Source organism: Streptomyces sp. SID9727, assembly GCF_010550605.1.
Lineage (GTDB): Bacteria > Actinomycetota > Actinomycetes > Streptomycetales > Streptomycetaceae > Streptomyces.
This window is the reverse complement of record NZ_JAAGNI010000370.1, coordinates 1-7,053: the sequence shown is the minus strand read 5'-3', so window position 1 is coordinate 7,053 and position 7,053 is coordinate 1. Positions and strand designations below refer to the sequence as shown.

6 protein-coding genes are annotated in these 7,053 nt (G+C 73.1%); all 6 read left to right on the top strand.

The features are described 5' to 3' along the window. Positions 1 to 1,022 (top strand): ArgS-related anticodon-binding protein NrtL (gene nrtL / locus G3I41_RS26200; RefSeq protein ID WP_164402834.1); only part of this gene is annotated, 1,022 nt, incomplete at its 5' end. Between the two features lie 25 nt (positions 1,023 to 1,047). Next, on the top strand, positions 1,048 to 2,439 hold the full coding sequence (gene lysA, locus G3I41_RS26195; protein WP_164402833.1) for a diaminopimelate decarboxylase: 1,392 nt from the start codon (positions 1,048 to 1,050) through the stop codon (positions 2,437 to 2,439). A gap of 125 nt (positions 2,440 to 2,564) precedes the next feature. Further along, complete coding sequence (locus tag G3I41_RS26190) at positions 2,565 to 3,875, top strand: homoserine dehydrogenase (RefSeq protein WP_203601673.1); 1,311 nt, start codon at positions 2,565 to 2,567, stop codon at positions 3,873 to 3,875. Between the two features lie 6 nt (positions 3,876 to 3,881). After that, on the top strand, positions 3,882 to 4,952 hold the full coding sequence (gene thrC, locus G3I41_RS26185) for a threonine synthase (RefSeq protein ID WP_164402832.1): 1,071 nt from the start codon (positions 3,882 to 3,884) through the stop codon (positions 4,950 to 4,952). Positions 4,953 to 5,261: 309 nt separating this feature from the next. Then, positions 5,262 to 6,179: a homoserine kinase gene (thrB, locus tag G3I41_RS26180; protein WP_164402831.1), complete on the top strand. Its 918-nt coding sequence runs from the start codon at positions 5,262 to 5,264 to the stop codon at positions 6,177 to 6,179. A gap of 404 nt (positions 6,180 to 6,583) precedes the next feature. Further along, a partial coding sequence (locus G3I41_RS26175) for a Rho termination factor N-terminal domain-containing protein (protein ID WP_343242230.1) occupies positions 6,584 to 7,053 on the top strand: 470 nt, incomplete at its 3' end.

Below are 7,053 nucleotides of genomic sequence, written 5' to 3'. Positions count from 1 at the left end.
CGCCCGTGCCCGCGCGCGTGCGGGTGGAGAGGACCCGGCCCGGTGGGCGCGGCGACTACGCCAGCGCCGTCGCGCTCCAGCTCGCCGGACCCGCCGGCCTCGGCGCCCGCGAGGTCGCCGAGATCCTGCGCGACCGGCTCGCCGGAGCGCCCGGAGTCGCCGGAGTCGAGATCACCGGACCCGGCTTCCTCAACTTCACGCTCGACGCCGCCACCGGCGCCGCCGCCCACCGCGACCTCGTCCACCGGGTGCGGGAGCAGGGGGAGCGGTACGGGTACGGGGACGCCCTCGCCGGACAGCGGGTACGGCTCGTCCACGCCCGCGAGATCCGGGCCGCCGTCACCGCCGACGGCGTCCGCCGCCTCCTGGAGGCGCAGGGCGCCGGCGTACGCGTCGGCTGCGCGGGGGAGCCGGACCCGGACTGGACGCGGCTCGGGGTGAGCGCGGAGGCGTACGGGATGCCGCAGGCGCAGACACCCGGTGCCCAGGCGGATCCCCCCATACGCCCCGTCCCCGCAGGGGACACCGCCGTCGCCCTCCTCACCCGGCTCGGACCCGACGCCGCCCGCTGGGGCCTGCTCCGCGCCGCCGGGCACGACCGTGCCGCCCTGGGGGCGGAGCTCATCGCGCAGACCGAGGCCAACGCCCTCTTCCGCGTCCGCTACGCACACGCCCGCGCCCGTGCCGTGGTCCGGGAGGCTGCCCGGCTCGGGGTCGCCGTCGCGGGGCCCGGCGAGGACATCGACACCGCCGTCCCCGCCGCCCTGCTCGCGCTGCTCGACGCGCACCCCGCCGTACTCGCGGCAGCGGCCCGGCACCGGGCCCCCGACCGGCTCGCCCGGCACCTCGAAGCGGTCGCCGCCGCCTTCTTCGACTTCCACGACGCCGCCCACCCGCTCCCCGCCGGGGACGAGAAACCCTCGGCCGCCCACCGCTCCCGGACGGCCGTCGCCGAAGCCGCCGGGACGGTGCTGGCCGGCGGCCTGTCCCTGCTCGGCGTCAGCGCGCCCGAACACCTCTGAGCACCCGAGAGAGCAGAGCCACACCATGAGCCGATCCGCCCACCCCGCCGGACCCCGTCACGCCGACGTCATGTCCGACGGCCACTACCTCGCCCCCGCCGACGACCTCAACGTCCTCGACGAGAAGGTCTGGTCCCACACCGTCACCCGCGACGAGCACGGCGCCCTGACCGTCGGCGGGCTCACGGTCTCCCGCCTCGCCGAGGAATTCGGCACCCCCGCCTACTTCCTGGACGAGACCGACTTCCGGGCCCGCTGCCGCGCCTGGTCCGAGGCGTTCGGGCCCGGCGCCGACGTCTTCTACGCAGGCAAGGCGTTCCTCTCCCGGGCGGTCGTGCGCTGGCTCAAGGAGGAGGGGCTCAACCTCGACGTCTGCTCGGGCGGCGAGCTGGCCACCGCGCTGGACGCCGGGATGCCCGCCGAGCGCATCGCCTTCCACGGCAACAACAAGACCGTCGAGGAGATCGAGCGCGCCGTCGCGGCGGGCGTCGGGCGCATCGTCCTCGACTCCTTCCAGGAGATCGTCCGCGTCGCGCACGTCGCGCAGGGCCTCGGCAAGCGCCAGCGCGTCCAGATCCGGGTGACCGTCGGCGTCGAGGCGCACACCCACGAGTTCATCGCCACCGCCCACGAGGACCAGAAGTTCGGCATCGCGCTGGCCGGCGGGCAGGCCGCCGAGGCCGTGCGCCGGGCGCTCACGCTGGACGGGCTCGAACTCGTCGGCATCCACTCCCACATCGGCTCCCAGATCTTCGACATGGCCGGCTTCGAGGTCTCCGCCCGCCGCGTCGTGCAGCTGCTCGCCGAGGTGCGCGACGAGCACGGCGTCGAGCTGCCGGAGATCGACCTCGGCGGCGGTCTCGGTATCGCGTACACCTCCGAGGACGACCCGCGCGAACCGCACGAGATCGCCAAGTCGCTCGGCGACATCGTGACCCGCGAGTGCGAGGCCGCCGGGCTCGCCACCCCCCGCATCTCCGTCGAGCCCGGCCGCGCCATCGTCGGCCCGACCGCCTTCACGCTGTACGAGGTGGGCACGGTCAAGCCGCTGGAGGGCCTGCGCACCTACGTGAGCGTCGACGGCGGCATGTCGGACAACATCCGCACCGCGCTGTACGACGCCGAGTACAGCGTCGCGCTCGCCTCGCGGACCTCGGACGCCGAACCGATGCTCGTCCGGGTCGTCGGCAAGCACTGCGAGAGCGGCGACATCGTGGTAAAGGACGCCTTCCTGCCGTCCGACCTGGCCCCCGGCGACCTGATCGCCGTGCCCGCCACCGGCGCGTACTGCCGCTCCATGGCGAGCAACTACAACCACGCCCTGCGCCCGCCGGTCGTCGCCGTGCGGGACGGGGAGGCGCGGGTGATCGTCCGGCGCGAGACGGAGGAAGATCTCCTGCGTCTCGATGTCGGCTGATGCCGTATTTCCGGGGGCGTACCACGCTATCCCCGTAAACATCTCAGGATCCGGACGGGTGGCGGGAACACCCGTCCGGTGAGTGAGACTGGTCCGTACTACAGGTGTAAAGGAAACGAGGTCGGATGATGCGTACGCGTCCGCTGAAGGTGGCGCTGCTGGGCTGTGGTGTGGTCGGCTCAGAGGTGGCGCGCATCATGACGACGCACGCCGAAGACCTCGCCGCGCGCATCGGCGCGCCGGTGGAGCTCGCCGGTGTCGCCGTCCGCCGGCCCTCCAAGGTGCGCGAGGGCATCGACCCCGCCCTGATCACCACGGACGCGACCGCCCTGGTCAAACGCGGCGACCTCGACGTCGTCATCGAGGTCATCGGCGGCATCGAGCCCGCCCGTACGCTGATCACGACCGCCTTCGAGCACGGCGCGAGCGTCGTCTCCGCCAACAAGGCCCTGCTCGCCGAGGACGGCGCCGCCCTGCACGCCGCCGCCGAGCAGTACGGCCGGGACCTCTACTACGAGGCCGCCGTGGCCGGTGCCATCCCGCTCGTCCGGCCGCTGCGCGAGTCCCTGGCCGGCGACAAGGTCAACCGGGTGCTCGGCATCGTCAACGGCACCACCAACTTCATCCTCGACAAGATGGACACCAGCGGCGCCGGATACTCGGAGGCGCTGGACGAGGCCACCGCCCTCGGTTACGCGGAGGCCGACCCCACCGCCGACGTGGAGGGCTTCGACGCCGCCGCGAAGGCCGCGATCCTCGCCGGGATCGCCTTCCACACCCGGGTCCGCATCGGCGACGTGCACCGGGAGGGCATCACCGAGGTCACCGCCGCCGACATCGCGTCCGCCCGCCGGATGGGCTGCACCGTCAAGCTCCTCGCGATCTGCGAGCGCGCCGCCGACGGCGCGTCCGTGACGGCCCGCGTGCACCCCGCGATGATCCCGCTGAGCCACCCGCTCGCCTCGGTGCGCGAGGCGTACAACGCGGTGTTCGTGGAGGCCGAGGCGGCCGGGCAGCTGATGTTCTACGGCCCCGGCGCGGGCGGGTCGCCCACCGCGTCCGCGGTACTCGGCGACCTCGTGGCCGTCTGCCGCAACAAGCTCAACGAGGTCCCCGGGCCCGGCGAGTCCGCGTACACGCGCCTGCCGGTGAGCCCCATGGGCGACGTCGTCACGCGGTACCACATCAGCCTCGACGTGGCCGACAAGCCGGGCGTGCTCGCCCAGGTCGCGACGGTCTTCGCCGACCAGGGCGTATCCATCGATACGGTCCGCCAGCAGAGCCGGCCGGACAGTCAGGAAACCGACGGCGAGGCATCGCTCGTCGTCGTCACCCACCGCGCGCCCGACGCCGCCCTCTCCGGGACCGTCGAGGCGCTGCGCAAGCTCGACACCGTGCGCGGTGTCGCCAGCATCATGCGTGTTGAAGGGGAGTAAGGACCCATGACCACCAAGGGCACCCACCAGTGGCGCGGCATCATCGAGGAGTACCGGGACCGCCTCCCGGTCACGAGCACGACGCCGGTCGTCACGCTCCGTGAGGGCGGTACGCCGCTCGTCCCCGCTCAGGTCCTCTCCGAGCGCACGGGCTGCGAGGTGCACCTCAAGGTCGAGGGCGCCAACCCCACCGGGTCCTTCAAGGACCGCGGCATGACCATGGCCATCACCCGGGCCAAGGAGGAGGGCGCGCAGGCCGTCATCTGCGCCTCCACCGGCAACACCTCCGCCTCGGCCGCGGCCTACGCGGTCCGGGCCGGCATGGTCTGCGCGGTCCTCGTGCCGCAGGGCAAGATCGCGCTCGGCAAGATGGGCCAGGCGCTGGTGCACGGCGCCAAGATCCTCCAGGTCGACGGAAACTTCGACGACTGCCTGACGCTGGCCCGTTCGCTCTCGGACAACTACCCGGTCGCGCTGGTCAACTCGGTCAACCCGGTCCGCATCGAGGGCCAGAAGACCGCCGCGTTCGAGATCGTCGACGCGCTCGGCGACGCCCCGGACATCCACGTCCTCCCGGTCGGCAACGCGGGCAACATCACCGCGTACTGGAAGGGGTACACCGAGTACGCCGGGGACGGCATGGCGACGCACAAGCCGCGCATGTGGGGCTTCCAGGCGTCCGGCTCCGCGCCCATCGTGCGCGGCGAGGTCGTCAAGGACCCGTCGACCATCGCGACCGCGATCCGGATCGGCAACCCGGCCTCCTGGAACTACGCGCTGGCCGCGCGCGACGAGTCGGGCGGCTTCATCGACGAGGTCACGGACCGTCAGATCCTCTCCGCGTACCGCCTGTTGGCCTCGCAGGAGGGCGTCTTCGTGGAGCCCGCGTCGGCCGCGTCCGTCGCCGGTCTGCTCAAGGCCGCCGAGGAGGGCAAGGTCGACCGCGGCCAGAAGATCGTGTGCACGGTGACCGGGAACGGCCTCAAGGACCCCGACTGGGCCGTCGCGGGCGCCCCGCAGCCCGTCACCGTACCGGTCGACGCGGCCGCCGCCGCCGAGAAGCTGGGCCTCGCGTAACCACGTCACGCGGCACCCCTCCCCGGACCGGTCCGGACGACGGCCCGGGGAGGCGCCCGCACTCGCGACGAGTCGTCAGAAAAGGCTCCTACCGGCCCTTTCCGGAGACAAGAGCGCACCGCGGGCGGGCGACACGCATCGTGCGCCTCCTGTGCGCCCTATGTCGCCACAGAACCTTCCTTCGATAAGCTGTCCCCCATCCGCCCCGCCACATCTGCCGGGGTGCCCCGGGCCGTTGCGGCTCCCCGAAGAACCCCCGCCCGCAGCCCCCGGAATCCCCGCCGCCTCACAAGGAGAGTCGTCACAGCGATGGCCGGTCCCGCCTTCCGAGCCGCCGCCGTCCGGGTGCGCGTCCCCGCGACCAGCGCGAACCTGGGCCCCGGGTTCGACGCCCTCGGCCTGTCGCTCGGCCTGTACGACGACGTCGTCGTCCGCGTCGCCGACTCCGGACTGCACATCGACATCGCCGGTGAGGGCGCGGACACCCTGCCCCGCGACGAGAAACACCTGCTCGTACGGTCCCTGCGCACCGCCTTCGATCTGCTCGGAGGACAGCCCCGCGGCCTGGAGATCGTCTGCGCCAACCGCATCCCGCACGGACGCGGCCTCGGCTCCTCCTCCGCCGCCATCTGCGCCGGAATCGTCGCCGCCCGGGCCGTGACGACCGGGGGCGACGCCCGGCTGGACGACGCGGCCCTGCTGGAACTCGCCACGGAGATCGAGGGCCACCCCGACAACGTCGCGGCCTGCCTGCTCGGCGGATTCACGCTCGCCTGGATGGACGGCGCGTCCGCCCGCGCGATCAGGATGGACCCCGCTGATTCCATCGTTCCGGTGGTTTTCGTCCCCGGCAAGCCGGTGCTCACCGAGACCGCCCGCGGCCTGCTGCCGCGCACCGTCCCGCACGTCGACGCCGCGTTCAACGCCGGCCGTGCCGCGCTCCTCGTCGAGGCCCTGACCAGGCGCCCCGAGCTGCTGCTCACGGCCACCGAGGACCGGCTGCACCAGGACTACCGCGCGCCCGCCATGGCCGAGAGCGTCGAACTCGTGGCCCGGCTGCGCGCCGAGGGCGTCCCCGCGGTCATCTCCGGTGCGGGACCGACGGTGCTGGCCCTGGCCGGGGACGGCGCGGCCGACAAGGTCGCCCGACTGGCGGGCGAGGGATGGGCGGCCAACCGGCTCGCTCTCGACGCGCAGGGCGCCAGCGTCCTGCCGCTGGCCCCGTAGCCGCGAGGCCGCTGGCCGAGAAGTGATTGCCGGTGAGTGAGAGGGGGAATGTTTGTTGGAGCCGGTAGTGTTAACCTCAAGTCTGCAATCGACGTCCATGAGGCGCGTTGCTTCGTGTCCCCTTCGGGACCACCATTTCTTCCGGGAGCCCCCCCAACTGCCTGAGCAGCCTGCCTGAGCAGTTGCGAGCACGCTCCGGAACCGGCACGACACCCCTCCGCTCGTCCAGGAGTGGGCCGAGCAGGGGGATGCTCGCGCCGGGCACACGCACACCTCATCTCTCCGCCGTTCCATCCGGCGGACCACCGCCCCGGCACGGGCCGCACCAACCGAGGACCGCAGCCGGACAGCACAACCGGTCGCCGAGCCAGAAGGCCGACGTCCGCTCCAGGGAAGGACCCTTCGTGAGCGACACCACCGATCTGATGGGCGTGACTGCCGACAAGAACGTCGACAGCGCCGCGCCCGCCGAAGGTGCTGCCACTGGCACCACCGCACGGCGCCGCCGCTCCGGCACCGGCCTTGAGGGCATGGTCCTGGCCGAGCTGCAGCAGGTCGCGTCCGGCCTCGGCATCAAGGGCACCGCGCGGATGCGCAAGAGCCAGCTGATCGAGGTCATCAAGGAGGCCCAGGCCGGCGGCGGCTCCTCCGCCCCCAAGGCCAAGGCCGCCGCGGCCCCCGTCGAGGGCGGCGAGACCAAGCCGAAGCGCCGCGCCACCTCCAAGGCCCGCACCGGCTCCGACGAGGCCCCGGCCGCCGCGCCCGCCGACAAGGCCACGGCCCAGCAGCAGATCGACATCCCGGGCCAGCCGGCCAGCGACGACCAGCCCGCGGGCGAGCGCCGTCGCCGCCGCGCCACCGCGCAGGCGGGCAG